This is a genomic window from Novosphingobium resinovorum (assembly GCF_001742225.1).
Lineage (GTDB): Bacteria > Pseudomonadota > Alphaproteobacteria > Sphingomonadales > Sphingomonadaceae > Novosphingobium > Novosphingobium resinovorum_A.
Map to the genome: position 1 here is coordinate 815,191 of NZ_CP017077.1, position 26,296 is coordinate 841,486.

23 protein-coding genes are annotated in these 26,296 nt (G+C 63.8%); 6 read left to right on the forward strand and 17 right to left on the reverse strand.

What is annotated here, in order from left to right:
* Positions 1-73: 73 nt before the first annotated feature.
* Both BES08_RS28830 and BES08_RS28835 read right to left on the reverse strand, forming a co-directional pair.
* Complete coding sequence (locus tag BES08_RS28830; protein WP_008831237.1) at positions 74-484, reverse strand: DUF2958 domain-containing protein; 411 nt, start codon at positions 482-484, stop codon at positions 74-76.
* Positions 481-1,500 (reverse strand): ArdC family protein, encoded by a 1,020-nt coding sequence (locus BES08_RS28835; protein WP_008831238.1) that lies wholly within the window; start codon positions 1,498-1,500, stop codon positions 481-483. The genes BES08_RS28830 and BES08_RS28835 overlap by 4 nt, the downstream gene beginning before the upstream one ends.
* A gap of 520 nt (positions 1,501-2,020) precedes the next feature.
* Between BES08_RS28835 and BES08_RS28840 the strand changes: the two genes are divergently transcribed.
* Both BES08_RS28840 and BES08_RS28845 read left to right on the forward strand, forming a co-directional pair.
* The gene (locus BES08_RS28840; RefSeq protein WP_231958415.1) at positions 2,021-2,395 is read left to right on the forward strand and encodes a thermonuclease family protein; all 375 of its coding nucleotides are present in this window, start codon (positions 2,021-2,023) and stop codon (positions 2,393-2,395) included.
* A 357-nt stretch (positions 2,396-2,752) separates the two neighbouring features.
* Positions 2,753-3,019, forward strand: coding sequence for a hypothetical protein (locus BES08_RS28845; protein WP_083274903.1), 267 nt, complete (start codon positions 2,753-2,755; stop codon positions 3,017-3,019).
* A 23-nt stretch (positions 3,020-3,042) separates the two neighbouring features.
* Here the strand turns inward: BES08_RS28845 and BES08_RS33430 are convergent, their stop codons facing one another.
* Positions 3,043-3,261, reverse strand: a complete 219-nt coding sequence (locus tag BES08_RS33430; protein WP_156800042.1) for a hypothetical protein — start codon at positions 3,259-3,261, stop codon at positions 3,043-3,045.
* A gap of 391 nt (positions 3,262-3,652) precedes the next feature.
* On the opposite strand from BES08_RS33430, the gene BES08_RS28855 reads away from it, so the two are divergent.
* Both BES08_RS28855 and BES08_RS33435 read left to right on the forward strand, forming a co-directional pair.
* Entirely contained in the window at positions 3,653-4,891 is a 1,239-nt protein-coding gene (locus tag BES08_RS28855) for a DEAD/DEAH box helicase (protein WP_069710101.1), read from the forward strand.
* 371 nt (positions 4,892-5,262) lie between these two features.
* The gene (locus tag BES08_RS33435) at positions 5,263-5,616 is read left to right on the forward strand and encodes a hypothetical protein (RefSeq protein ID WP_156800043.1); all 354 of its coding nucleotides are present in this window, start codon (positions 5,263-5,265) and stop codon (positions 5,614-5,616) included.
* 362 nt (positions 5,617-5,978) lie between these two features.
* On the opposite strand, the gene BES08_RS28860 is transcribed toward BES08_RS33435, so the two are convergent.
* From BES08_RS28860 to BES08_RS28880, 5 genes are all read right to left on the reverse strand, one after another.
* Positions 5,979-7,460, reverse strand: coding sequence for an alginate export family protein (locus tag BES08_RS28860; RefSeq protein ID WP_069710102.1), 1,482 nt, complete (start codon positions 7,458-7,460; stop codon positions 5,979-5,981).
* A gap of 86 nt (positions 7,461-7,546) precedes the next feature.
* Positions 7,547-8,854, reverse strand: a complete 1,308-nt coding sequence (locus BES08_RS28865) for an MFS transporter (protein ID WP_008833632.1) — start codon at positions 8,852-8,854, stop codon at positions 7,547-7,549.
* A gap of 111 nt (positions 8,855-8,965) precedes the next feature.
* Positions 8,966-10,231, reverse strand: coding sequence for a gallate dioxygenase (locus tag BES08_RS28870; protein WP_008833631.1), 1,266 nt, complete (start codon positions 10,229-10,231; stop codon positions 8,966-8,968).
* 68 nt (positions 10,232-10,299) lie between these two features.
* Positions 10,300-11,418: a Rieske 2Fe-2S domain-containing protein gene (locus BES08_RS28875; protein ID WP_008833630.1), complete on the reverse strand. Its 1,119-nt coding sequence runs from the start codon at positions 11,416-11,418 to the stop codon at positions 10,300-10,302.
* 20 nt (positions 11,419-11,438) lie between these two features.
* Positions 11,439-12,410: a PDR/VanB family oxidoreductase gene (locus BES08_RS28880; protein WP_008833629.1), complete on the reverse strand. Its 972-nt coding sequence runs from the start codon at positions 12,408-12,410 to the stop codon at positions 11,439-11,441.
* A 147-nt stretch (positions 12,411-12,557) separates the two neighbouring features.
* Here BES08_RS28880 and BES08_RS28885 point away from each other — a divergent pair, with 147 nt between their 5' ends.
* The gene (locus BES08_RS28885) at positions 12,558-13,760 is read left to right on the forward strand and encodes a LysR family transcriptional regulator (RefSeq protein ID WP_197524520.1); all 1,203 of its coding nucleotides are present in this window, start codon (positions 12,558-12,560) and stop codon (positions 13,758-13,760) included.
* 63 nt (positions 13,761-13,823) lie between these two features.
* Here the strand turns inward: BES08_RS28885 and BES08_RS28890 are convergent, their stop codons facing one another.
* The 8 genes from BES08_RS28890 to BES08_RS28925 form a co-directional block, all read right to left on the reverse strand.
* Positions 13,824-14,843, reverse strand: coding sequence for a sugar phosphate isomerase/epimerase family protein (locus BES08_RS28890; RefSeq protein ID WP_008833627.1), 1,020 nt, complete (start codon positions 14,841-14,843; stop codon positions 13,824-13,826).
* 16 nt (positions 14,844-14,859) lie between these two features.
* On the reverse strand, positions 14,860-15,996 hold the full coding sequence (locus BES08_RS28895; protein WP_083274904.1) for a Gfo/Idh/MocA family protein: 1,137 nt from the start codon (positions 15,994-15,996) through the stop codon (positions 14,860-14,862).
* A 29-nt stretch (positions 15,997-16,025) separates the two neighbouring features.
* Complete coding sequence (locus BES08_RS28900; protein WP_008833625.1) at positions 16,026-17,216, reverse strand: lactonase family protein; 1,191 nt, start codon at positions 17,214-17,216, stop codon at positions 16,026-16,028.
* Positions 17,213-18,331, reverse strand: a complete 1,119-nt coding sequence (locus BES08_RS28905) for a xylose isomerase (protein ID WP_008833624.1) — start codon at positions 18,329-18,331, stop codon at positions 17,213-17,215. The genes BES08_RS28900 and BES08_RS28905 overlap by 4 nt, the downstream gene beginning before the upstream one ends.
* A gap of 1 nt (position 18,332) precedes the next feature.
* Positions 18,333-18,800 (reverse strand): C-glycoside deglycosidase beta subunit domain-containing protein, encoded by a 468-nt coding sequence (locus tag BES08_RS28910; RefSeq protein WP_069710103.1) that lies wholly within the window; start codon positions 18,798-18,800, stop codon positions 18,333-18,335.
* Between the two features lie 33 nt (positions 18,801-18,833).
* Positions 18,834-20,093: an MFS transporter gene (locus BES08_RS28915; protein WP_008833622.1), complete on the reverse strand. Its 1,260-nt coding sequence runs from the start codon at positions 20,091-20,093 to the stop codon at positions 18,834-18,836.
* A gap of 27 nt (positions 20,094-20,120) precedes the next feature.
* A complete protein-coding gene (locus BES08_RS28920; RefSeq protein WP_008833621.1) occupies positions 20,121-21,785 on the reverse strand; it encodes a GMC oxidoreductase in 1,665 nt (554 codons plus the stop codon).
* Between the two features lie 65 nt (positions 21,786-21,850).
* A complete protein-coding gene (locus tag BES08_RS28925; protein WP_008833620.1) occupies positions 21,851-24,001 on the reverse strand; it encodes a TonB-dependent receptor in 2,151 nt (716 codons plus the stop codon).
* Between the two features lie 343 nt (positions 24,002-24,344).
* Between BES08_RS28925 and BES08_RS28930 the strand changes: the two genes are divergently transcribed.
* Positions 24,345-25,553: an ROK family transcriptional regulator gene (locus tag BES08_RS28930; RefSeq protein WP_008833619.1), complete on the forward strand. Its 1,209-nt coding sequence runs from the start codon at positions 24,345-24,347 to the stop codon at positions 25,551-25,553.
* Here the strand turns inward: BES08_RS28930 and BES08_RS28935 are convergent.
* Entirely contained in the window at positions 25,550-26,293 is a 744-nt protein-coding gene (locus BES08_RS28935) for a GntR family transcriptional regulator (RefSeq protein ID WP_008833618.1), read from the reverse strand. The genes BES08_RS28930 and BES08_RS28935 overlap by 4 nt on opposite strands.
* Positions 26,294-26,296: the final 3 nt, after the last annotated feature.

The following is a 26,296-nucleotide window of genomic DNA, read 5'->3' on the forward strand; positions in this document are numbered from 1 at the left end:
GGGGCCGGTCCGTCCTTCAGGTGGAATGGTCGGGCGGACCGGCTTTTGGGATGGCGGCGAACGGCCGCCCGCGTCATCCGCGTTTCAGCGGAATTTCAGGGATGGAACCGAAGGCGCGTTCCATCTGGTCGAGGTAGGCCTGCGCCGCGCCGATCGATCCGAGCAGGCGCGAGACTTCGGTCCATCGCGACATACGCTGGCGGGTACGAAACATGCGGTCGCGCTCGATCCCCATCCCGAAGGGCAGATGGATGCCCGCCACTTCGCGCAGGCTGAAACAGCCCAGTTCCGGGCACCCGAAACCGAGATCGGCGAGACCGAACAGAGTGTCCCCATCCGGATAGAGTTCGCTGACCAGCCACGTGCCGGGCCCGAGCGGATTGAACAGCCGAACCAGTGGATAGGGATCGAAAGCGGGATGCCGCGCGCTCATGCGGGCATTGGCCAGCAGCATCCGGGACGCTGTGCGGGAGAGCAGGCTCATGCGGGCACCCTCCCCCCGGCACTCTCAGCACATTGCGCACCTGCGCCCGCGTTTCCGCCAGCGCTCGCGGCGGCATGCCGGGCAAGCAGCCAGTCGGCGGCCTTGCTGGCCTGACTGGCCGCCTTGAAGATCGCGCGGGAATCCTCGCGCACTACTTCCAGCCATGCGCCGATATAATCGGCATGACGCACGGTCGGGACGATGCCGAGCGCAGCGCACAGGAAAGCCGAACCCATTTCCGCGCAGAGTTCCTCGCGGGCGTAGTCCTTCGAGCCGAACGAATTGATCAGCTTGCGGTTCAGGCGCGAGGGATGGCCGACCGCGTGCGTCAATTCGTGCAGGCAGGTCCGGTAATAATTGATCTGGTCGTGGAACGCGGGCTGCGGCGGAACCTGTACGTAGTCCGGGCCCGGCGCATAGAATGCCTTGTCCCCGCCGATCCGGAAATCCACGCCGCTCGCGGTAATGACCTCTTCGGCAAGCGGGATGATCTCGCGCTCGGGCAGCGGTGCGGGATCGTACGCCATCTCACCGGGCAGACCATCGCACTGCGCGACATTGAAGACGGTGAAGCGCTTGAGGAACGGCACCGCGCGCGCCTCGCCGCCCGCTGCCTCCACCCTTGCCCTCTCGGTCTCGGGCACGAAGCGATCGGCATAGACCACCATGGTCCCCTGCTCGCCCTTGCGGACATGCCCGCCTGCTTCCAGCGCCTGCCGGAAGGTCAGCCAGCGCTGCGAGGAATAGCCGCCCGCGATCCCCTCTCCCCACAGGAGCAGGATGTTGATCCCGGAGTACTGCCGCCCGGTCAGAGCATTGCGAGGAAGCGCCGGGCAGCCCGGCACTCCATCCACCCTGCCCCAAGGCTGCACCCACGGCAGCCGCCCTTCCTCAAGCTGGGCGATGATCTTGGCTGTGACCGTATCGTAGAGATTGGACCGCTCGGCCTGTGGCGACACACAGCGGGATGCCTTGCGCTGCCTGCCGCCAGCGCTGCGCGGGGAACGGGAAACCATGCCTTGCCTCCTGACACCGCCCCAATCCAGAATTGGTCCCCCGCAGGAGCGGGGGGGGGCGGCGAGGAGACGCACAGGGTCCGCGCACGAGCGGTTCATGCACCCGAAGGGCCGCAACGCACGTGGAGGAATGCCGGCCTGCCGGCATTTGCATGGGCCGCGCGCGGGCCCAGGACGGCGACGAAAGCCCACCTCCGCTCGAAGGGAAGGACCAACGCCCAACGCCGCGCCGCGCAGCGCGCGCCTGTATCAGGTAGGCCATGCCTGCCGCACGCGCCCGCGATCGAAACCGGATGGCCGAGACCTGTCTTGCAGGGCTCGGCGGCGCTGGCCTGCAAGGTCGGCGACGTGAGAGCGCGCTCGCACAGCGAGGCGCCCCTCCGGGTCTCTCGGTTCTCAAGGGATCGCTACGATCACACAAGGCCGCAGGGATCAGATGGGGGTGAACCTTCGGGATTGTCATCGTAGCTGGTTCCATCTCGGCTGGCACGATGACGCGATGGCGTGCATGGGATCGAGCATGATCGCCATTCCCCTTCTGCTCGCCTCCGGCCTTTGCATCGCGACGGTGCATGACGGCGACACCATTCGGCTCTGCACCGGCGAGAAGGTGCGCCTCCAGTCGATCGACGCGCCAGAGGTGAAGGACTCGCCTCGGTGCGAGCCAGCCCAGCGGCGGCGCCTCGCCGGCTCGAAGAATCCAGCCTGGTGCGATTTTGCGAAAGGTGCGGCCAGCCGGGACGCCCTGCAGTCGTTCCTGCTGACGGGGCGCGTTTCCATCGAGCGCTTCGGGAAGGACCGCTATGGCCGCACGCTGGCAAATATCTATGTCAACGACCGCGACGCGGGCGAATACCTGATCAGGCGAGGGTTGGCGCGGCGCTGGGGCGAGTAACCGAGGACGGCTGCCTGTCCTTACCCTCGATATGAACTCATATCAGGTCCGAGGAAGCGATACTGCCTGACGATGTTCTCGATTTCCGGGTGGCAGAGGCACGAAATCTGTACGCCGATACAAATCGGGTGTCGCGGCCGAGGGAGACGGGCTGCACTGCACTTCGCGGCTATCGCAGGCTTGCACTTCAGCTGCGTCTCGTGTCCACAGCGACACGTAACCGCGATGTCATAGCCCCATTTCGAGTAGTCCAAGACCGTCTCGAACCGTTTCGTTACCATGACCTGCCCGTACCGGATTGCAGAACAAATATGGAACATATAACATTGTGTCATTCCACCAAGGAGTGATTCTGCGATGCCTGCACTATCGAAGATGGATGGTCCGCTTGACCTCGGAGGCTATGAGACCAGTTCGAAATCCTTGCCTTTCGGGCGCTGGATACTGGAACAGAGCGAGCGAGGCGGCTTCATTGGCCAACTCGCCTCGATCGCCAGATCGGATCGTGGGTTCCCGAAGGACGGCACCCCCGAGGCGGTCCGCAAGCGCCTGGGAGACACGGGCGCAGATCCAGAAATGTTCGAAGCGGTCGACGACGCCGAGATGGATTGGGTATCCTGGTGACCGGCCCGATAGCCGACGATGTCTTAATCGCGCTGGCTCAGCACCGCTTCGACCAAGCCGATAGGGCCGACGCCACGCAGGAGGACTGCCGCCAGCTTCGTGACATTTTTTCCGCCGTTCTGCAGCGCCTGCGGGAGAAGGTGGAGATCACGCGCGATCTTGTCTGCATCGGGTAAAGCGACCTGTCTGATGCGGCGAGGATCGCACGGTTGGCCAACACCGAGCCGAAACAGGACGATCAACTGCAGCTATCCCTTACGCATTTTTGAGCATCCGCCGATCGTCGCGTGAACCACGTAAACCAGGCGGATCCCCCCAGACGTTCCTATCCTGAGGAACAAGTCATGGTTGACGTGAAAACCTGGGCCCGGCGCACGTTCCGCAAGCTAGCGCTGGGCCACTTTATCGGGATCGAGACCATCAAGGTTTGGATACTGCGTAGGGGGAGAATATTTTCAGGTCGCAGAAACCGCTCTCGCCGGTCTGTCTATCATCATCGTAAAGGTGGGGGTGGGACGGGCCATGGAGGTATTTATACGGCGCGCGCGCAGGCCAGCGCGTGATCATCCGTAAAAATCCACGCCTTCCACTGCAGCACTCTTAGCGCTATTCGGCTCCGATTTTGGGGGTGATATGGCGAAACAGTATAAGTCGAAACTTCTGTTCAACGTTGAAGACGGTCGCGATCACAAGTCAGCGATCACCGGGTTGTTCGAGAAGGCGCGTTCCTTTGAATGCATGGTGGCGTTCGCCAAGATGTCCGCATGGAAGGACTTCAAGACGGTTCTCAAAACAGCGCTTGCGCGAGGTATGCGCGCCCGAATGGGGATCGGCCTCGACTTCTATCACACCGACCCTACGCTTCTTATCGAACTCTGGAAAATCGCCTCAAAGCCCGGCAGCCTGTTGGAATTGTTCGTCAGCGATGCTGATGAAACGTTCCATCCGAAAATCTATGCATTCCGTTACCCAAATGGTTGCAAACTGCTCGTGGGCTCCGCGAACTTCACTAAGGGCGGGCTTTCTGGGAACTACGAGGCCTCCATCCTTATCGACGATGCGACATCCGAGATGATGCCTTCTGTCACCGGACATTTCGACCAACTCATCGATGACGAGGTGCTAATACCCGCGACCAAGGAAGTTATTGACCGGTACGCATACGAGCATGAGGTCTTTACCGCAGCGATGCGGCTAGCAAAGAGGAAGGCCAAAAACACAGTATTCTCGACCGGGAATTCATTCTACACCTTGACCGAGTTCCTCAAGATGATGAGGGAGGGTTCACCCAACTCTCGCTTCGATAGCGATATGGCCATCAGGCGTGAAACTCGGGCGACCGCTAGAACTCACCTTATGGAGATGGCTGCTTGGCCGAATGATCCGGCTCAGCAATTTCCGCAGCGCTACGATGCACTGATTTCAGCATTCCATTCGGGCGGCCTCAAGCGCGGAAAGTCCTTCGTCGCAGCCTTCCCTGCCGAGTTCTCCGCTGCCGTGACTGAGATCGTCAACAATGCCGAAGTCGAACCACGACAAGCCTTCGAAATCCTGCTGACCCATTTCAAGGGTATCAAGGGCGCAGGCATAAACCTGCTGACAGAAATTCTACACTCACTGGACAATGAGCGGTTCGCTGTGATGAACCAAAACTCAGTCTCCGGGCTTCGTATCGCTGGATTTCAGGAATTCCCGCCTCGGCCTGCGAAGGACAATGTGAGCCCTGACCTCTATCAGTTATATTGTGATCGGGCGAAGGAAGTGCGTAACAAGCTCCACTTGTCGAGTTTCACTGAACTCGATGCCCTATTCAACTTCGTTTACTGGCATGATGATCGTCAGGAAGACGAGGAAGAAGACGACCAAGGCTGATCAATTTCTGGTAGCGCGAGGGGTGTAGCGCCCCTCGCCAACTCATTGTACGCTCTGTGGTCATTTCCCACCAACTCGGCTCCAATTCTTCCCTCTGGCGTACTTGTTCGCATCGTCATCGCCTCATAGGCAGGACGCTGGAATACGTTCGCGATCTTCGTTCGAATGGGGAGACTGCCAAGATGCGGAACCGGCATTTTAACATGCCTCTACCCGGGCGGGTTCAACGGGTGGCGGCAACACAAGCTTGGAAACGCTCGGCGGGCCGGTCCCCGGAAGCGGAATGACTGCCTTACAATAATTTAATCGGGAAAGCTGCCGGCCGGCAGACGCCCCGTTGCAGACATTCCATCTTCGGTTATCTTCAAGCCATGCCGCATCGTGAGCGATCCCAATTTTACTTCGCAGCCGTATCCGCTGTCGCCGTTGCATTGACAGTCAGCTGCGCGAAAAACGGTGCAGGTTGTGACGTAAGAGGTTTGGCTCTTGATAAAACTAGCCAGCTTTATTCAATGGATATTGAAAAGCTAAAAGTCGTTAAAGACGAAGCCTTCAAAGAAAGTCGGTATGTTTCAGTAGCGTTTCGGAATGAAAACGACAGCGATTACGCTGGATCGTTGTTGGATATAGACCCTCGACTTTGTAGAATTAAGGGATTTCAGACCCAAGAGGGTCTTTCATTGTCTTTTATGCCGGATTTAGGGCGTGGTCCACCGCAACGGTGATCCTTCACAAGGCGGACTGGCAATGGCAGGGAACCACCCCTCCCGGTCATCAGGAGCCGCAAAGCCGGTCGCCGGAACCGGAATGGCAGCCTTACAAGATTTTAATCGGCAAGCGGTCCAGCGGCTGCCGCCCCCATTTCTGCCATTCCTAATGTCATTAAGAAATGACCCCGAGTGGCCGTTTGCAGTCCTTCCGGTTTATAGACCGCATTAAGCAAAGCTGCCATCGCATAATCAGCAACTAGGCGGATGGTGGCTCGGACGTTCTCTTGCATGTAACCTGATGATTTGCAGATGCATGCGCTTGGATCGCATCACTAACAGCGTCTCCCAAGCTGCGATGCAATGCAGGCTCTCGACAATCAGAACCGGAACTGCTGCCACACCCCGATGTAGTCCGAGCTTGTGCCGCCGCCGGCCTTGAAGGCCTCGCTGGCGATCCAGCGGGTGAAGAAGAAGCGGTAGCTGAGGTTCTTGGTGACGATCCAGTCGGCCTGCAGGTTGTAGCCGGTGCCGACGTAGGACGAACCGACCGGCCGGATGCCCGGATAGTTGGTCGGCCCCGCATAAGTCGCGTCGTTCTTGGTCTCGCGCCAGAAGAATTCCGGTCCGGCCACCAGCGTCAGCGACTTGGCGGGCTTGAGCGTCAGGTTGGGGTAGAGATCGATGATGTTCGAGAAGTTGAGGTAGCCCGCGTCCCCGAACAGAGGCAGCCGCGGCGCGGGCGGTGCGAATGTGCCCAGCGTGCCGTTGTTAGCCTTGCCGTCGCCGGTGAAGGCATCGAAGCGCACGCCCACGCGGGGCTTGAGCGGTGTCGTCGCGGGAAGGCTATAGCCGAGGTCGCTGTTGAAGCCCCAGGCGCGGATGCGATCTCCAGCGAAGCTGCCAGTCTGGTACGTGCCCTCCGCATCGTAGTCCCACGCGCCGCTCTTGCCGGTGACGTGGACGCCCCAGCTCCGGCGGTGCTCCTCGCCGGTCAGCAACGCGAATTTTGCGACCTTGTTGAAGACGTCGTAGTGGTAGACGTCGATCTGCGTGTCGGGGAGCAGCAGGCCCTTGGCGGCCGACACCGTCACGCCGTTGAAGTGGCGGTCGGGGTTGGCCTTGTCGTCGAACGAGCCGGTCAGCAGTTGCATGGGCCGCACCGCGAAGGCATCGATCCGCAGCTTGTGCTTGAGGATGAACGTGCCACGCAGGCCCTGATAGGTGAAGCGGACATTGGTGCCGTCGCGCAGGCCCACCAGCTTGCCGTTGCCCAGCGGCATCTCGAAGCGGCCCGGGCGCAGGGTGACGAGCGCGTCCTCGCCGATCGGGATCGTCACGTCGGCGAAGATCTGCTGGAATTCCAGCTTGTCGCGGTTGGGCGGCGTGGCCCGGGTCGCGTCGTACTCCTTGTTGTGCCCGAGTTCGGAGAAGATGTGCACGTAGGGCGTCAGGTGCAGGTCGGTGACCAGGCGCAGGCGCTGGCCAAGGTTCCTGTTGCCGTCGTCCGCGCTCGCCCCGAGGTTCTGGTGCGTCCAGTTCTGGTAGTAATAGCGCATCTCGCCGCCGACCGAGAGATAGAGGTCGTCGGGCCCCAGCGGGATGTAACGCAGGCGCTCGACCGGGTTCTTGCGGCGATATTCGGGATCGTTGGCGGCGGTCCAATCCTCGGTCCAGCGCAGGCTCTGGGGTACGCCGGACTTGGCGGGAATGCCGCCGGGAACGGGCTCGGGCACCGGCGGCGCAAGCGGCTCGGGCGCGGGGCCGACTTGCGCGGACGCCAGGCCCGGAAGGCTGCAGGCCAATGCCGCGCCGAGCAGGAAGCGCGCGGGCGAGCGGGTAAAACGGTGACGAGCGGGCATGACATGACTCCCCGGTGGCCGGTGCCTTGCCGCACCGGCCTGATCGTGTTGTTGGGTTGGGCGGAAAAACGCCGGCGCGGCGCGCCTCAGGCGATGGCGCTTTCCCGATAACGCAGCATCATCAGCACGATCCCGGCGACCAGCGTACCCAGCGCCATGATCGTGGCGACCGGTCCCAGCGACCAGCCCGCCGTGAACAGCAGCCCGGCGAGGACCGGGCCAAGTGCCGCACCCGCCCGGCCGACGCCGATGACGAGGCCGGTCCCGCCCGCGCGCAAGTGCGCCGGGAAGCACTGGGCGATCACCGCATAGAGTCCCGCCGTCGCGCCATTGGTGAAGAAGCCGCCGATGCCGGCCATGATCGATAGCGTGGCGATCGTCGTAGGCCAGTAGCCGAACACGCAGATCGCCACCGCGCCGCAGCACATCGCGCCCGCCACCAGCGGGCGCACGCCGACGCGCTGGCTGGCAAGGCTCACGCTCAGCGATCCGAGCGCGCCGCCGACATTGGCCCAGACCAGCACGCCGCCGGCGGAGGCCGCGGCAAAGCCCATGTCGACGATGATCTTGGGGATCCACTTCACGAAGAAGTAGAAACTCATCATGTGGCCGAAGTAGACCAGCGTGAGCAACAGCGTCATCGTGCGCACGCCGGGGCCGAACAGCTGCGCGAGGCCGGGACCGGCGGGGCGCTCCTCGACCGGCGGAAGGTCAGCCAGCGGCGCGCGGCCCTGGCGCACCATCGTACGGTTGATCCTGTCCAGCGCATTGGCGGGACGCTTGTGCAGCAGGAAGGCGATCGTCTCGGGCACCAGCTTGATGACCAGCGGGATGAAGCACAGCGTCATCACCGCGCCGAACTCGAACACCGACTGCCAGCGCCCGGTGACTTCGAGCAGGACCGAGGCGATGCTGCCGCCGACGATCGCGCCGATAGGATAGCCGCCCGCCATGATCGCCACCGAAAGGTTGCGCCGCCGCGCGTTCGAACATTCGGCGACGATGGCGCCGGTCGCCGCCAGCATGCCGCCGATGCCGAGGCCGGTGAACAGCCGGAACAGCGATAGCGTGGTGACGTCCCCGGCGGTCGAGGCGAGCGCCATGCCCAGTCCCATGATCGCAAGGCAGACCAGGATGGTCGGGCGGCGACCGATGCGATCGGCGATGCTGCCCAGCACGAAGGCGCCGATGCCCATGCCGATCAGTTCCATCGACAGCACCGCGCCCAGCGCGGCGCGGGTGATCCCCCAGTCGCGGGCGATACCCGGCGATGCGAAGCTGATCGACAGGACATCGAATCCGTCGAGCGCGTTCAGGGCGGTCGCGACCGCCACGGTGAGCACTTGCCGATGGTGCATCGGCTCACGCGCGATTATGGCGCGGGGGTCTTCCATTGCTGTCTCCCCAGCCGCCGACATGCCGCGCTCGGGCGGCGGTCGGCGGCTGCTGTTGGTATCGTTGGGTTTTCTTGGGTGCCGTTGAGTGCCGCTGTGCGCTGCTCGGGTTCAGCCGCCAGCGGGGGCGGCAACTCCATAGGAGACCTGCTGATTCCGGGTCTTCTGGAAGTCCTCCAGCGACTGTCCGCGCATCGCCGCGTAGATCGCGGGATTGGGGACGCCGCTCATCGCGCCCAGCTTCTCCAGCAGGAAGAAGATCGCGCCGTAGTGGATCAGCCCCCGCCAGTCGCGCCTTCGGATGAGGTCGCGTTCGTGATCGGTAAGGTCGGCCTCCGCCAGCACCGCATCCTGATCGGCCTGGAACCGCGCCCGTGCCTCCGGCTCGATCAGACCGTGCAGGAACTTGTTGATTTTCCAGCCCCTTGCGCTGCGCTCGAGGGTGTAGGGATAAGTGCCTTCAAGCTCCTCGGCACCGGCAAGCTGCTGATCCATGCGCGCACGGTGTTCTATCGCGACCCGTTCCGGCATCGGCTCGGCGACGTTCTCGTAGATTGCGGTGGCGATCGCGCACATCGACGGCAGGTAATAGCTCTGATGAACCTTGCGTACCCGCGCAGACAGGGCCCCGCGCATCACCAGCCACATGATGACCTCGGAGCCTTCCATCCCACCGAGCCGGGCATAATCGGCATGGGTCAGGCGGGTCAGACAGACAGGATCGTTCTCCAGCAAGTCAAGGAACTGCTCGTCCCAGGGCGTGTTGTTGAAGCCGCAGCGCTCGCCATGGACCTGATGCGACAGGCCGCCGGTGGCGACGATGGCAACCTTGATGTCCTCAGGATAGCTTTCGATCGCGCGGCGCAGCGCCTGGCCCAGCTTCCAGCAGCGCAGCGCCGAGGGGATCGGGAACTGCAGCACGCCGACCTGCAGCGGCACGATCTGCGTCGGCCAGCCCTCTCCATCATGTTCCATCAGCACCGAGAGCGGCGAGAATATGCCGTGGTCCAGCCCCTTGTTCCGGAACGTGCTCATATCGAATTCCTCGGCCATAAGCGACTGGACGATATGGCGTGACAGTTCGGCATGACCATCGATCGCGGGCATCGGACGCGGGCCGCCACCTTCGTCCGCCACAGGATAGCTGTCATCGACACCAAGGCAGAACGCGGAATAATGATCAAAGAAAAACGAGGTGATGTGATCGTTATAGATCATGAACATCACGTCGGGACGCTTCTCTTGGATCCATTCGCGGATCGGCTCGTAGGCATCGAAGATCGGCTTCCAGGCCGGGTCTGCCTGCTTGTTCGCGTCGAGCGCGAAACCGATTGTAGGCGTGTGCGAAGTGGCGATCGCGCCAATGATGGTGGCCATGGAATCCTCTGTCTTGCTCGCCACAATCCGACCATCCAACGGTCGTTATGCCCGAGCCGAGCTGGTCGTTAGCGCGCTTCGCCCATCGCCAGCTTATACATTATGCGACGAGCCATAAGCCCAGGCTTATCAGGCGCGAAACTGAGGTCGAACTGTTCCTCACCATCGGTACGGACCACTTCGTTGATCCACTCCAGCGCCTCGACGTCCTCGGAATAGGCCTGGGTGTGCGCCTCGAGCATGAAGGTATCGATGGCCTCGTCCTCGGGCAGGTAATCGCGCGAGTTGAACCACCAGTAATGGATCGAGTTGTTCGTCTCAGGGGTGAAGACGTGCGTGATATTGTAGCGGTAGAGGCCGGGCTTGCCTTCGTCCGGCTCGTGCACACGCACCCGCGCATAGGCGGTGTGCAGTGCGGGCGAAACGAAACGCGCTTCCGAAGTGCGATCCACGCGCTTGTCCATGATGTCTGCGGGCTTGCCGTAGACACCCGGAGGCGCACAGTTCAGCAGTTCGCGGCGGATCACCACTTGGTTGCTCTCGGTCGAGGCAGTCAGCTTCGAGCGGGCGTACTCGGGCGTGCCGACCGTGTCGGGGTGCAGGAACGGGAAATGCGTCTGGTCGATCAGGTTCTCGTGCATTCCGACATAATCGGCATTGATGTGGAAATCGCCGGTGACGGTGCCCCAGTTGGGGTCACTGAGCCACCAGGTGTCGGGGATCAGCGCCTCATCCGCGAGGTCCGGCGATCCCATCCAGATCCACGTCAGCGGACCGCGATCGGCGATCGGGAAGGTACGAACGGAGGCAGTCGCCGGGACATTGGCGAGTGCCGGCAACTTGGAACAGACACCATCGGTGCCGAATTCCATGCCATGATACCCGCAGACCAGCTTGTCGCCCAGCAGCTTGCCCCTGGCGAGCGGGAAGGAGCGGTGCGGGCAGCGGTTGCGCATCGCCACCGGCTGGCCATCGAGCGTGCGGTACAGCACGACATCGACGCCGAGGAACTTGCGCGCGAGCGGGGTGCGACCGATCTCGGTCGAACGCGCGCAGGCGTACCAGGTGTTGCGGATCAGCGGTGTCGTGTTGTTGGCGAAGGCGCCGGAATCGTGCGGCTCCATGGCCGCGAAGATGTCGTTGTCGCTGAGCTGGCGCTTAGGCGGCTGGGGGGCGATCGTAGCCATGGGTACGTCCTCTCCTTGGATCAAATGTCGAGTTCGAGCACGCGGCCGCGAATGCGCGAGCAGCAGATGGTCATCTGGCGCCCTTCGGCCTTGTCCTCGTCGCTGAAGAAATGGTCGCGGTGGTCGAGTTCGCCGTCGCAGGCGATGACCGCGGTGGTGCACAGCCCGCATTCGCCGCGACGGCAATCGGCGTACGTCTCCACACCCCGTGCTTCGAGCGCATCGAGGATGGTCATGCCTGCACCGATCGGGATCGTCATGCCATCCTTGAGGCGCACCTCGAAGCCCTCGTCCTCGGGACTGTGCGCGGCATTGAAGACTTCATAGCGGATGCGATCCGGCGCCCAGCCAAGCTCCGCCGCTGCCGCCACCAGCGCCTCGATCATCCCGCCGGGGCCGCAGACGTAGACCTGCGCACCTTCGGGCTGCTTCGCCAGCAGCGCCTTCAGGTCGGGAATGCCGTCGTACTCGGTCTGGACCACGGAAAGCCGATCGCCACATAGCGTTTCCAGCTCGTCGACATAGGCCATCGTCGCGCGCTCAAGGCCGACATAGACGGCGCTGAAATTCTCGTGACGGGCGTCGAGCGAGCGGGCCATCGCGAAGATCGGAGTGATGCCGATACCGCCCGCGATGAGCAGGGTCTTCGGCCGATGTCGCATCAGCCGAAACGCGTTGAGCGGCCGCGACACGCGCAAATGTGTGCCGACGACGAAGTTACCGTGAATGAAGGCCGAACCCCGCGCGCGATTCTCACGCTGAACCGCGATGCGCCAGAAAGGCTCGGGCGCGCTGCCCGCCGTCAGGGCACCGACCACCGAATAGTGCCGCAGGAAGCGGCCGTCTTCACCACCAAAGCGCAGCTCGATATGACTGCCCGCCTCGGCAGGAGGCAGGGCGCGACCATCCTGCGCGGCGATGAGAATTTCGGTGATCCGATCGGTCAGGGCACGACGGCCCACGACAATCGCATTCAGGTACTTGTCCTGCATGTCCTCTCCACTGCGACGGGTCGGACCATGCCGACGGTGCCGCTCCTTGCCTGTTGGCGGAGATAGAGCCTCCGCCCCCAGCGCGCTTATGCATTGTGAGGAAGATGCCTTGCATTATTCGTATAAAGCTCGCATCGTTCGGAAATGGTGGACCGTTCTCCCCTCATCTCCATCAAGCAGTTGCGGGCGATCGGCGCGGTTGCGGACAATGCGAGCCTGGTCCGGGCCAGCCGCCAACTCGCGATCAGCCAGAGCAGCCTGTCTCGACAGATCGATGATGCCGAGCGTGCGTTCGGTCGCACCCTGTTCCAGCGCGGGTGGAATGGCATGGAGCCGACCTCCGCGGGCATTGTGGTGATAACTCACGCACGCCGGATGATGGCACGGATCGTCCAGTGCGGTGAGGCGCTGGCAATCAACGGCGTGCGGACCGGCGATCTTGGCTATCATCTCACATGGTTCATCCTCGACGTGCTCGATGCGGTGCGCCACGCGGGCAGCGCCTCCGCCGCCGCGAACTCTCTGGGCATATCGCAACCTACCGTGAGCCGTACTCTGGCGCAGGCGGGAGCCGCGATCGGCCAGCCCCCATTCCTGCGCACTGCCACCGGGATGACGGCTACCTCCAGCGTGCCGGTCCTGTGTGCGCTTAGGGACGATCTGCATGTGGAACTGGCGACGATGACCGCCGCACTCGCGTCATTGGATGGCCAAGTGACCGGGCGCGTTGCAGTGGGCCTCCTGCCGTTTTCCGAACAGGGCATCGTCGTCGAGACCTTCGCCATCCTCACCCGGGACTATCCGCACCTGCAGCTTCAGGCCGTGACGGGCAGTTACACCGCGCTGACCGAAGCTCTTCGGCGCGGTGAGATCGACATGATACTCGGCCCCTTGCGCGGCGATGGCGCAATCGACTGGCTGCAGGAACATCCGCTGCTCGAAGAGCATCTGACGCTGCTCGTGCGCCCCAGACACCCTCTCGCCGATCGCCGTGCTGACTGCGCCGATCTGGTCGCCGCATCCTGGGTCGTCGGCCCGCATGGCACGCCGACGCGGCGGTTCTTCGAAGCCTTCTTTCTGGGGCGCGGCATGGCTCCTCCCGCCCAGATCTGCGAGATGGTCACGTTCCCATTGGCGGAGGACATGATCCGCCAGAGCGACGCCATCGGCCTGCTGACCTATTCTCGCAGACAGCGCGAAGCCCTCCGGAACAGATTGCAGACTTTGTCCTCGGACTTCCCCGATGCAGTGCGCCAGATCGGCATATCCATGCACAGATCGCGGCCTTCTTCGACACAACACGAACTGTTCCGGTCGGTCCTGATCAAAACGCTCGAAGGGGCAAAATAAGAACGCCCTACGACCATCGGCCGCAGGGCGTTCTACCGCTTCCCGGAGGAGGATGGGGAGCGGTTATTCCTGGTTCCTCGCGAAGGCCGCATCGAAGCGGACCTCGGGCCGCTTCCACAGCAGCGAGCGCACGAAGCCGACCGCCTCGGCAGCACCGTGCAGGCGGTCCATGCCGGCATCCTCCCACTCGATCGAAATCGGCCCGTCGTAGCCGATGGCGCGAAGAGCACGGAAGGAATCCTCCCAGGGCACGTCGCCATGCCCGGTCGAGACGAAGTCCCAGCCCCGGCGCGGATCGCCCCAAGCGAGGTGCGATCCCATCACGCCCGCACGCCCGTTCTTCGGGCGCAGGCGGGTGTCCTTGCAGTCGACGTGGTAGATGCGGTCCTTGAAATCCCAGATGAAGCCCACCGGATCGATGTTCTGCCACATCATATGCGAGGGATCCCAGTTGAACCCGAACGCCTTGCGGTGACCCAGCGCCTCCAATGCCTTTACGCTCGACCAGTAATCGTAGGCGATCTCGCTGGGGTGGACTTCGTGGGCGAAGCGCACGCCCTCCTCGTCGAACACATCGAGGATCGGGTTCCAGCGCCGTGCGAAGTCGGCATAGCCGTCCTCGATCACATCGTCCGGCACCGGCGGGAACCTCGCCACGTATTGCCAGATCTTCGAGCCGGTGAAGCCGACTACGGTATCGACGCCCAGCTTGCGCGCAACCTTGGCCGTAAGCTTCATCTCTTCGGCTGCGCGGGTGCGCACGCCCTCACCGTCGTCATCGCCCCAAACCTTGGGCCGCACGATCGCCTGATGGCGAAAATCGATGGGATCGTCGCATACCGCCTGCCCGGTCAGGTGGTTGGAAATCGCGTAGAGCTTCAACCCGTGCCGGTCGAGGATCTCGCGGCGCGAAGCGAGGTAAGCAGCGTCCTCGGCGGCTCGCCAGATGTCGAGGTGCTCGCCCGAACAGGCAAGTTCGATGCCGTCATACCCCCACTGCGCGGCGTATTCGGCTACTTGCTCCAGCGGAAGGTCGACCCACTGGCCGGTGAACAGGGTAACGGGAAGCGCGGCTTGCGTCATGATGGTCTTCCTCTGATCAGGCGGCGGGTACATCGACCCAGGATCGGGTATCTGCGGACTGGATCACCGCATCGATGATGCGCGCGGAGCGCAGCCCGTCGGCGAATGTCGGCAGGCCCGAAGGCACCTCTCCGCGCACGGCGGCATAAGTATCGGCCACGAAGTTCTCGAAGCACTGCGCGTAGCCCTGCGCATGGCCCGGCGGCAGGCTGGAAAGGCGGCGCGCATCGGCAGCGCCCGTACCCGGGCTGCGGAACAGTGTTTCGGCAGAATCCTCGGTGCCAAGCCAGACCGTCTCGGGGTTCTCCTGGTCGAAGACGGCGGACTTGTGCGCCCCGTCGAATTCGAACCACAGGCGGTTCTTGCGGCCCGCCGAGACTTGAGAGATCACCGCGCTACCCAGAACGCCCGAGGCTGTGCGGAACATAATGGTGGCAGCATCCTCTGTATCGACTTTGACCAATGGTCCCGCCGCAGCATCGCCCGAGAAGCTGGCCTGCGAAGCCGCCGGGCGTTCGGGCACAGTGATCGTCATCGCCGCCGTGACTGACGCGATCCGCTCGCCTGTGACGAATTCCATGAGGTCGCACCAGTGCGAGCCAATATCGGCGAAGGCTCGGCTGCGCCCGCCCTTGGCTGCATCAACGCGCCAACTGGTGGTGCCGGGCGAAAGCAGCCAGTCCTGAAGATAGCTGCCATGGAGAAGTTGCCATGCGCCGAACTCGCCCGCCTCGCGCCGCGCACGGATCTCGCGCACGAGCGGGTGGAAGCGGTAGACGAAGGGCACGGTGGCTATCCGGCCTGCCTCAGCCGCAAGGGTGTGCAGGTGCAGCGCCTCGTCGGTGCCGACGGCGAGCGGCTTCTCGCAGATCACATGCGCGCCGGCCGCCAACGCCGCCTCGACATGCACGGCGTGAAGGCTGTTGGGGCTGCAGACGTGGACCACATCGAGATCCAGTCTGGCAAGTTCCTCCAGCGATCCGATCGCCTGCGTGTCCCAACCTGCCGCCGCATCCGCTGATCGCGCAGGCGAGGATGCCATAACGCCGACAATCTCACCACCTCCCAGCAGGGCAGCACGGCGGTGAACCTCACCGATCATTCCGGCGCCCAGGATGGCTACCCGCAAAGCCCTGTGTGCAGCTACGCTCAAACGAATTCTCCTGTCATCCGGTCCCGCCTTCACCAAAGCTGCGCGAACGCGATGACGGCGGGATCGGGAACTTGTGCCTGCGTCTGCCAGGTCAGCGCGCCGGTCCTGGCATCGACCGCATAGGAGCGCACCACATGCGCCGAACGGTCCGCCACCAGCACGAAGCTGCCGGTAGGGTCGAACGTGAAGCTGCGCGCGGCAAGGCCGGGGTGGATGGAGCGGGCAAGCGGCACCGCGCCCTGCCACACCAGCCTCCCGTCCTCGAACGCGAACCACGCGAGCGAATCCTCGCCCCGATTGTTCACGTAGATGCGGCCGCTGTGATGGTGCACGCGCACCTCCGCAGGTTCGTTGATGCGGCCGGGATCGGTGACGATCGTTGAAATCCGGTCAAGCAAAGTAAACGCGCCGGTTTCGGGATCGAATGCCAGGGCCGCCAACTCCGAGGCGAACTCCAGCGTGGCAAAGGCCAGCCTACCCGACGGATCGAAGGCGACATGCCGCGCCCCGGTTTCTGGCTCCATCTGCAGCGTGGAGACAAGCTCCAGCCGATCACCCAGGCGGAATGTGTGGATGCGGTCGGTGCCCTTGTCGCAGACGAGCACGAAGCGACCGGAGGGATCGATCACCGCGCAGTGCGCATGTGGACTGGACTGCGCATGACCGCCGTTCTGAGGGGAAAAATTCGGATCCTTGCCCTGCCCTTCGAAGACATGCAGATCGCGCAGCGCACCGATGCTGCCATCAGTTTCGAGGCCATAGAGCAACACCGTCGAATCGTCGTAGACGTATTCGGTCGACCACGATCCATCCGGCAGGCAGCGCACCTTCTCGACATGCTGGAAATCGCCATGGTTGGCACAGACCAGCGAGCGCGAGACGGCATCGTAGTCAAGGAACGTCGGCCTCGGCCCCGGCGCCAGCTGCGTATTCAGTAAGGTGAGTTCGCCCGTCACGCCGTCGACGCCAAAGGCATGGACGGCGGCAGGCGGCTCGACCGGCCCGCGCCCATCGGTCTTGCGCTCGTCCACAGCATAGAGTGTGCGCGTCTGCGGCGCATAGACGAGATAGCCCGCTTCCTTCGGTTCACTGACGCGCGACAGCTGCGTCAAGCTGCTGCCGTCGGGCGCGGCATCGAAGGCATAGATGCCGCCCCCGGCTGCGCCAGGCGCGCAGCCATAGGAACCAACGTAAGCGACGAGGCGTGGGCCTTGCGTCATGCTGCGATCAGGCGCCGCAGCATTTCGTGGTGACGGCGGACCTGATCCACTTCGTCCATCATCTCGGCGCGGCTGCGGTCCTGCGAATAGCGCTGACCTTCATATTCGGTGTTGATGTAGCCCTCGTACCCACCGTCCTTGAGTGCCTTGATCGCGCCTTCGTAGTCAATCGCAAGGTCGTGATACTCGCCCGGACGACCGGGAATTTCAGACATGTTGTTGAACTTGCCGTGGCAGCTGACGACGTGGCCGGTCAGCTGGCGCATCGTGTCGAACGAGGTATGCGACTGCATGATCGCCTCGGCCACAACGATGTAGTCAAGCTCGCTGGGCTGCGGTACGCGTTCGTCGGCAAAGGCGCGCAGGGCCTCGAACGGGCCCTTAAGAGCGGGGATGCTTTCGCCGGTGGTGAAGAAGCGCTTGAACTCGCTACGCAGGTTGCCGGCGGTCTGCCTGGCGATGTCGGCGAAATCGAAGGGCCCCTGCCCTGCGCGCAGCAGTGCGGAGAGTTCGACCGCGGCATCGCTGGCATTGCGCTTAGCGCCGCGCCGCTCGTACTGGGCAAGCAGGACTTCGGTGGGGCGAAAGCCGAAGATGCCGAAGTCCGGGACGATGCCGATGGCGTTCGTCGCATGCTTCTCGGCATAGTCGATGATCTCGGTCACCTGCTGGCCTTCGAGCGCCATCGGCTGGTGGACTTCCTTGCCAAGCCGCATGCCGAGCCGTTCGATCTCGGGCAGCGCCCTGACCATCACGTCGAGCGGGCAGGTGGACAGCACGCGCACGTTGGCGAAGCCGAGACGGTGGGCAAGGCGGATATCGTGCCGCAGGCGCTCGGCCACTTCCTCGTGGTCCATCACGTGGTCGCGGAACTGGAGGACGTCGAACGAGACGTCCATCGTCACCGGCACGGTGCCGTACTTGTCCATCCAGCCGAACCACTGGGCCACGAAGGCCTCGCCGGGATCGGGATAGCGCAAGGACATCTCGTCGACGATCTCGATGCCGTCGGCGCCGGGCAGGTTCTCACCCACTTCGCGGATCTGGTCCTCCAGCGTCAGCTCCTTGAAGAAGTGCGACTGCTGGTAGCTGTAGAGCGAAACACCGGTCTTCATGTCAGGCCTCCGCCGTTTCGTTGAGCGTCAGGGTGTAGGTCACGATATGCGGGGTCTTGTCCGAACCCGCGCCGGTGCCGGGTGTCGGCGGCGCCTTCACCCATTCCTCGTCGGTCGGCAGGTAGCCGTAGGCGGCGATAACGCATTGCTGGAAGCGCACGACGTGCTCTCCGGCGGCCAGGCCACCGGGCGCGCAGATGTGGAGGATCGCCTCGTCGTCGTAGTCCCAGTGTTCGTGAACGGCGTTGCGGATCTCATCGAAATCGCGCGGGGGCTTGCCATTGACCTCGAAGGTCTGGGCCTCGCGCGGGTAGAGCACGCCATCCACTTCGAGGAAGTAGCCGGTGTGGAGCGAGAGATAGACGCCCCGGTAATTGGCGATGCGCACCGCCAGCTGGAAGCCGACGACTTCGCCGTCAACCACGTCGTTGCGCAGGCTGTCTGCCCTTACGAGATAGTTATCGAACATATGCCTGTCCTGTCCGGTTGATCCTGGTTGCCATCAGTCCTGCTCGCGCCGGTAGAGCGCCAGCCACGCCACGCAGGTGACGATCGCCATGCCGATCGGCCCCACCCAAAGCGGCGCCCAGGCCGACGGTCCCTGCGCGGCGGCGGGTACGACGAGTGCGCCGTAGATCGCCCCCGAAGCGGCCGAACCGATCGCCGCGCCGAAGCCCGAGACCATCAGGATCAGCCAGCCCTGCGCCTGCGCGGCGAGCTGCGGGGGAGCGACGCGGGCGATGAACATCGCGGCGACGACGATGAAATAATCGTTGCAGATGCCGTGCAGCGCCACCGCGCCGATCGCGTAGGCGCTGTTACCGCCGCCTGCGAGCAGAAGCAGTGCGAAGCGAACGCTCCACATCAGCATGCCGAAGAACAGCGCCCACTTCATCCCGATGCGCGCCAGAACCCAGGGGATCGTGCCGATGAACACGACTTCCGAGATCGGTCCCAGCGCCAGCACGCCTGCGACGTTGGTGATGCCCAGCACCGCCAGATAGGGCGAGGCGAAGCTGTTGTAGACGCCCAGCGAGATCGAGGTCAGCAGCGTGCAGAACATCAGAGCGGCGAACGTACGGTTGCGGAACAGCACCAGCGCCTTGACGCCGATGAGGTCGCCCAGCGAAAATCGCGCGCCCTTGGCCGGCGGCGGCGTGCGCGGCAGCGTGAACGAGGCGAGTGCAGTTATCACGGCGAAGGCGGCGGCGAAGTAGAACACGCCGGTCGAGGCCGACAGCCCCAGCCAGCCGACCGCCAGTCCCGCCACGACCCAGCCACCGGGCCCGAACAGGCGCACGTAGGGAAAATGCTGCTGGTTATCGCCCAGCAGAGTCAGCGAGATCGAGTTGATGAGGCCCAGCGTCGGCTGGAACGTGCACATGTAGGCGAAGATCAGCGCCAGCGTCAGGTTCGCGTCATGCGCCGCGATAGCATGCGGCAGCATGACCAGCAACACGGCGCCGGCCACGTGCGCCAGCGCCAGTACGTTGCGCGGCGCCAGGAAGCGGTCGCCCAGCGCGCCCAGGAACAGCGGTGCGATGATCGCGGCAATGGCACTGACGAGATAGGCGATGCCGATGATGGCATCCAGCCCGTTGCTCGCCAGCACCAGCCCGAGCGTGGCGAACCACGCGCCGAACACGATGAACTCGACCAGCGTGACGAGGCTGAGGCGCGCGATCAGGAAGGACGGCCCTTCGATCTCCCCATAGCCTGCCGGGCGTAGCTCGGTGCGTGATCCGCTGATGATACCTGGCATCTCTCTTCGCTCCTCGCGGGCCGGCCTTCAGGCCTGTCCCTTTGTCAGTTCCTCGGCCACCTTGCGGCAGGCGCGCAAGGTCAGCGCCATGATCGTCAGGGTCGTTCCGCTGGTGCCGCCGGTCATGAAGCTGCTGGCGTCGGTGACGAACACGTTCGGCGCATCCCAGACCTGATTATGCGCATTGAGCACCGACGTCGCCGGATCGGTGCCCATGCGCGCGCCGCCGCTTTCATGGATCGCCGCGCCCATCGCCATCGATTTGGCGAAATTCATGCGCACGATCGTCCGGCTGAAGATGTCGGCATCGGGGAATACGCCGCGTCCGTGCTCCTCAAGACCCAGCGCATTGCCGACGAACTCGGTGGCAAGCCCGGCGTTTTCCGCCATCTCGTAGATCGCGCGCGATTGTGCGCGTAGCACCTTGAGATCGTTTTCGCCCATCTTGCAGCGGATGTGCGGGATCGGCACGCCCCAGGCGTCCTTGCGCGAGGGGTTGAGGGTGATGCGGTTGTCGGCATCGGGCAGCATCTCGCCAAAGCCCATGATACCGAACTTGGCGGCCTTGTCGGCAGGCGAGAACAGGCGCCCCACGGTGCCCTGATAGCCGTAGCCGCGCAGGAATTCGGAGTTGGTCTGGGCCGTCACGTTCTCCCAGCGCGGTATGTAGACGCCGCCGCCCACGCCGTAGAACGGATCGGCGGGAACCGTGTCGTCCGCTTCCCAGCCCTTGCGTCCCGGCACGGTGCCCATGATGATGCACGGCACCTGGTCCATGAAGTAGCGCCCCAGATTGCCCGAGTTGTTGCCCAGGCCTTCGGGGTGTTTTCCACCCGCCGAGTTGAACAGCAACCGCACCGACTCGATCGCCGAGGCGCAGACCATGACAGCGCCGGCATGGACAGTGTGGACCTGCTTCGTCTCGCGATCGACGAACTCCGCGCCGGTCGCGCGGCCAGTGGCGGGATCGGTGAGTATCCGCCGCGCCACCGCGTCCGAACGGACCGTCAGCTTGCCCGTCTCCTGCGCCTTCAGAATCGGCACCGGCACGCGCCTGATGTTGGGCGGCATGTAGCGCCACGACGTCGCCTTGCGGCCGGGCCAGTGGCTTTCGGTGGCCAGCTTGAAGTCGCGTTCGGCGGCGGTCAGCTTCGAAGGGCCGGCGAATTTCCCGTCCGGGATGCTGGCGATGCCTTCCGAGCAGCCACGCACGCCCAGCGTTTCCTCCGCACGAGCATAGTAGGGTTCAAGATCGGCGTAGGAGATCGGCCAGTCCTCGCCGTAGCCGTCGCGGCTTGCGGCCTTGAAATCGCCGTCCGACCAGCGCAACAGCACCCGGCCGAAAGTATGCAGGCGCCCGCCCAGCTGCTTGCCGCGGATCCACAGGAACGGCGCATCCTTGTCGGTAGTATAGGGGTGATCGCTGTCCTTGACGAACAGGTGGCGCATCTGCTGCGCATAGAGCGCCACGCGCGATTGCAGGGGCTGGCCGGTGAACGATGCGCGAATGCGCGCCCACAGCTGTACGCCCTTTTCTTTCGGACCGGAGAGGTTGGTGGGAAAATCGTCCGCCGTGATCGCGCGGCCCGCTTCCAGCAGCAGCACTTCGAGACCCTGCTCAGTCAGCCCCATCGCCGCAAAGCTGCCCGCCGCGCCCGAGCCCACCACGATGACGTCGTACTGCTTGTTCATGAGGTGGTCTTGTCCAATAGCGGTTGGCGCTCGCAGGCCTGCCCTGCGAGCGCCGTCGGGAGGGATCAGAACTTGACGCCGCCGCGCACGCCGAACTGGCGCGGGTCGGTCAGGGTGAACGACTGGAGTTCGTAGGTGCCCAGCAGGCGCTTGTTCTCCAGGTTCTTGACGAACGCCTGCACGTACCAGCGATCTTCCGGCGCGAAGTAGCCGACCTGGATGTCCGTGCGGGTGTAGGAGTCCTGCTTGATCTGGTTGGCGGTGTTGTTGTCGGTGACGATGTAGGAGCTGGAGAACTTCAGCGCAGCGCTGCCCGAGATGCGCCCGCCATTGGCCAGCGGCACGTCCTGCGTCACGCCGACACGGCCGGACCACTTGGGCGAACGATCGAGCGGGGTGCCCTCGAAGTTGATGCTCTGGTCGCTCTCCAGCGGACGGAATTCGCCGTAGGTCGCGTCCAGATAGGCCAGCGAGTAGTCGATGCGGGTATTGGCGCCGAGGCGGTAGTTGCCCTCCAGCTCGATGCCCTGAACCTTGGCCTTGGGCACGTTGAGCGTCACCGCGCCGCCGGTGGTCTTGACCAGGCCCTGCTGCAGGTCGCGATAGTCGTAATAGAAGCCGGTCAGGCTGAAGTAGAGCGAACGGCCCAGCGTGGTGCCCTTCACGCCCGCCTCGTAGGAGATGATGCGCTCGGGCTTGTAGTAGAACGGCACGCTGCTGACGTCGTTGGGCGTGCCGTCGTTGAAGCCGCCCGCCTTGTAGCCCGAAGTCACGCCCGCGTAGGCAAGGATCGTCGGCGTCAGGTCCGCCTCGACGCTGCCCTTCCAGGTCACGCGCGAACCGGAAATGCCACCGCCCGGATAATGACCGCTGTAGTCCGACGGGAACGTCAGGCCGAGCCCATTGAGCGTGAAATACTGCGTGCCGGTGCGGTCCTTGCTGTCCTTGGTCCAGCGCACGCCGCCGGTGACGCGCACGCCGGGGACGACCTCGTAGGTCGCCTGACCGAAGCCCGCGTAGGACTTCGCCGAAGCGTTCAGGTCGTAGCTGAGCGTGAAGCCCTGGTTGACGAAGTCCAGTTCAGGGGCGGTGTAGGTCTTCTCGTGGAAGTAGTAGGCACCCACGACCCACGAGAGCGGCCCGCTGCCCTGCGAGGCAAGGCGCAGTTCGTGCGAGTCCTGCTGGTGGTTCTGGAACGACGTGAACGCGCCATTGACCTGGCTGGAATCGGAGGGGATGTCGTTGCGCACGGTCAGTTCGCGCCAGGTCGACTTACGCCAGCCGAACAGATAGGTCAGCTTGGCGAAGCCGAGGTCGGAATTCAGCTCGGCCGTGACGCCGCCCGAATTGAAGCGGCTGTAGGTGTCCATCCCGGGGTTCTGGTAGCGCAGGCTGTGATCGTCGTTCTGCGCGACCGCCCGGTCGAGCGCGACGCGCGCCTGGCCGTTGGTGTCCGACTGTTCGTAATCGCCCGAGACGAACAGCGTGGTCGCGCTGCCGATATCGAACAGCAGGCTGGCGCGCAGACCGAAGTCGTTCTGGTCATCCAGCTTGTCGTGGCCGTCGTGCGTGGCGGTGAAGCCGTCGTGGTTGTTATAGGCCCCCGCGAGGCGCAGCGCGATGCCGTCCGCGATCGGCGCGTTCAGCATGCCGTTGGCGCGCACGGTGTTATAGTTGCCGTATTCGAGCGAATAGGCCCCTTCCCATTTGTTCGTGGGACGGTTGGTGATGACGTTGATGACGCCGGCGGTCGCGTTACGGCCATAAAGCGTGCCCTGCGGCCCGCGCAGCACCTCGACGCGGCTGACGTCGAACATGGTCAGCGCCTGTTCGGTCGGGCGCGCGATGTTGACGCCATCGAGGTTGTAGGCGGTCGAGGGGTCGCCCTTCTCCGAGAAGTCGGTGCTGGCGACACCGCGGATGGCGAAGCCGGCGGGGCCTGCCTGGACGTTCGGAATGACGTTCTGCAGATCGCGCGAGCTGGTGACGCCTTCGGACAACAGCTTGTCGCCGGCGACGGCGGCAATGGCGACCGGCGCCTTGCTGAGCGCCTGGTCGCGGCGCAGCGCGGTGACGACGATCTCGTCGGTCTGCGCCGACGCTTCCGCGGCATCCTGCGCAGGCACGGTGTCAGCCGACTGAGCGAGTGCAGACGCGCACTGGAAAGCGGCAAAGCCGACGGCGATTACGGATGCGGTAAGATGAAAGGCTTTCATAATCCCTCCCAAAGGAACGTTCGGAAACCGAACCCTTGCTTCGTCACGAGCAGGTGATTCCGGATACCGATCGCGTAAACGTTCTTTTACCGACCGTTTCAAATGGATTATCGTTCGGATTAAGATCGTTCGTCGCCGCGTCGCAGCAAAATCAGGCCCGGTAACGAGGACAGGCCTTGAAAATGTGGAAATGCGCTATTTGATGCAGTGCAATAAGTCGAACGATAAGGGAGAAGATTTTTTTCATTCGTTCGCTTTCCATACGATCACGCTTGACCGAACCCGGACTTGCGATCACCGTGCACTTATGCTTCCCACCCCTCTCGAACCACGAAAGCGCGGCATGCGCGTCGATCGTAACGCCAACGTGCAGGACGTGCTGGGCTTCCTGCGCAGCAACGGTCCCGCCAGTCAGGCCAGCATTGCCCGTTCGACCGGGCTCTCGCGCGCGACCGTAAATCACATCGTGCAGTCCCTGCGCGATCAGGGCGCCGTGCAGTACGAATGGAAGAACAAGCGCGAGGCATTCGTCTGCCTGGCCTCGACACAGGGCTCGGTCATCACGCTGACCGTCAGCGACGCCCTCATCAAGGCGTCACTGTTCGAGTTCAACGGGCAGGAACGGATCGACGTCGTCTCGACCGACCTGCCCGAACACCGCGATGCCGCGCCTTCCCCGGCGATGGCGCTCGACATGGCCAACCGTCTCGCCAGCCTGGCACGGCAGCGCGGCGCGCAGGCAGTGGGAATGGCCGTTGCGATCGTCGGCCCGATCGATCGCGCCAGCGGCACGATCGCGCAATGGGCCTGGCAGCGCCTGCCTAGCTGGAAGCAAGTGGACATCCACAAGTACTTCACCCGTCACCTGCGCATCCCGGTGGCGGTGGACAACGACGCCAACTTCGCCGCACTGGCGGAATGGTCATGGGGATCGGGGCGCGGCTGCGGCGATTTCCTGAACATCACCTGCTCCGAAGGTATCGGTGGCGGCTTCATCATCAACGGCGGCATCTACCACGGCGGCACGGGCCTGGCTGGAGAGATCGGTCACATGGTCATCGAGGACGCGGGTGACCTGTGCTTTTGCGGCAGCCGGGGTTGCCTGACGAGCCTCGCCACCGAACGCGCCATCCTCAAGGCCTTGCCCGACCTCGGCTCTCCGAAGACCACCCTGCACGACGTCATAGAAAGCGCCCGCCTGGGCGATGCCGCGTGCCAGCGCGTGCTGTTCGAGACGGGTCTTCATCTTGGCCGCGCACTGGCGACGGTGGTGCGCGTGATCGGCCCCAGCGCCATCTCGATCGGCGGCACGCTTGGCCGAGCGGGTGACATCGTGCTCGGCGGCCTGCGGGCATCGGCCGAAGTCATCAACCTGAGCGCGATCGGTAGCGGCACTCGCTTCTGCATAGCCGAAATCCTGGACGATGCGATCGAACTCGGCGCACTGGCATCGGTGCTATCGCAGATCGACACCGGGATGAACAGCCTGGCGCCCTGGATGACCCGCCCTCAACCGCTGGCCACCACAACGGCTGCAGCGGCAACCGGTTAATCCCCGGCGGCAACCTTGCGCGGCTTGCGCGGCGCGTTCTTGCGAGGCTCCGTCTCGCGCTGCACCACTGCCTTTGCCTTGCGCCGTTCGAACATGCTGACGCGTTGGTGATTGGCGTGTTCCCGGAACAGGAATTCGGCGCGCGCGCCATCGCGCCTACGCACAGCATCGACGATAGCGTGGTGGAAACCGTGCGCCCGGTGCAGCATGGCAAAGGCCCGCCGCAAGCCCACCTGATCGAAGACGATCACCGACGGTGCCACAAACGGCACGTTGTTGAGCCGCTCGATGAACATCGAAAGCAGTGGCGACTGGCAACCCTCAATCATCAGGCGATGAAAGCGTTCGTTCATGCGCCCGTACTCAAGCTCGTCCTCGCGATCGAGGTGATGCTTCTCAAACAGCGCGTCGCCTTCGACCAGGCATGCCTCCAGCGCCTCCAGCACCGCCGGATCGGCTCCGCGCTCGGCCAGCGTACGCGCGGCCCAGCCTTCCAGCGTGGCGCGCAAGTCCAGCGCATCGTCGATCTCACGCTCGCTGACCGCCGCAACAACATAGCCGCGCTTGCCCACCGGGCTGAGGAAGCCCTCCACCGCCAGCCGCGGCAGGATGTTGCGTATAGGGGTGCGAGACACGCCCAGTCTTTCCGACAACGCCGCTTCGGTCAGCCGCTCGCCGGGGGCCAGTTCTTCGCGAAGGATCATCTCCTTGAGCGTGTTTTCCAGCGTCGTGTTGCTCATCGC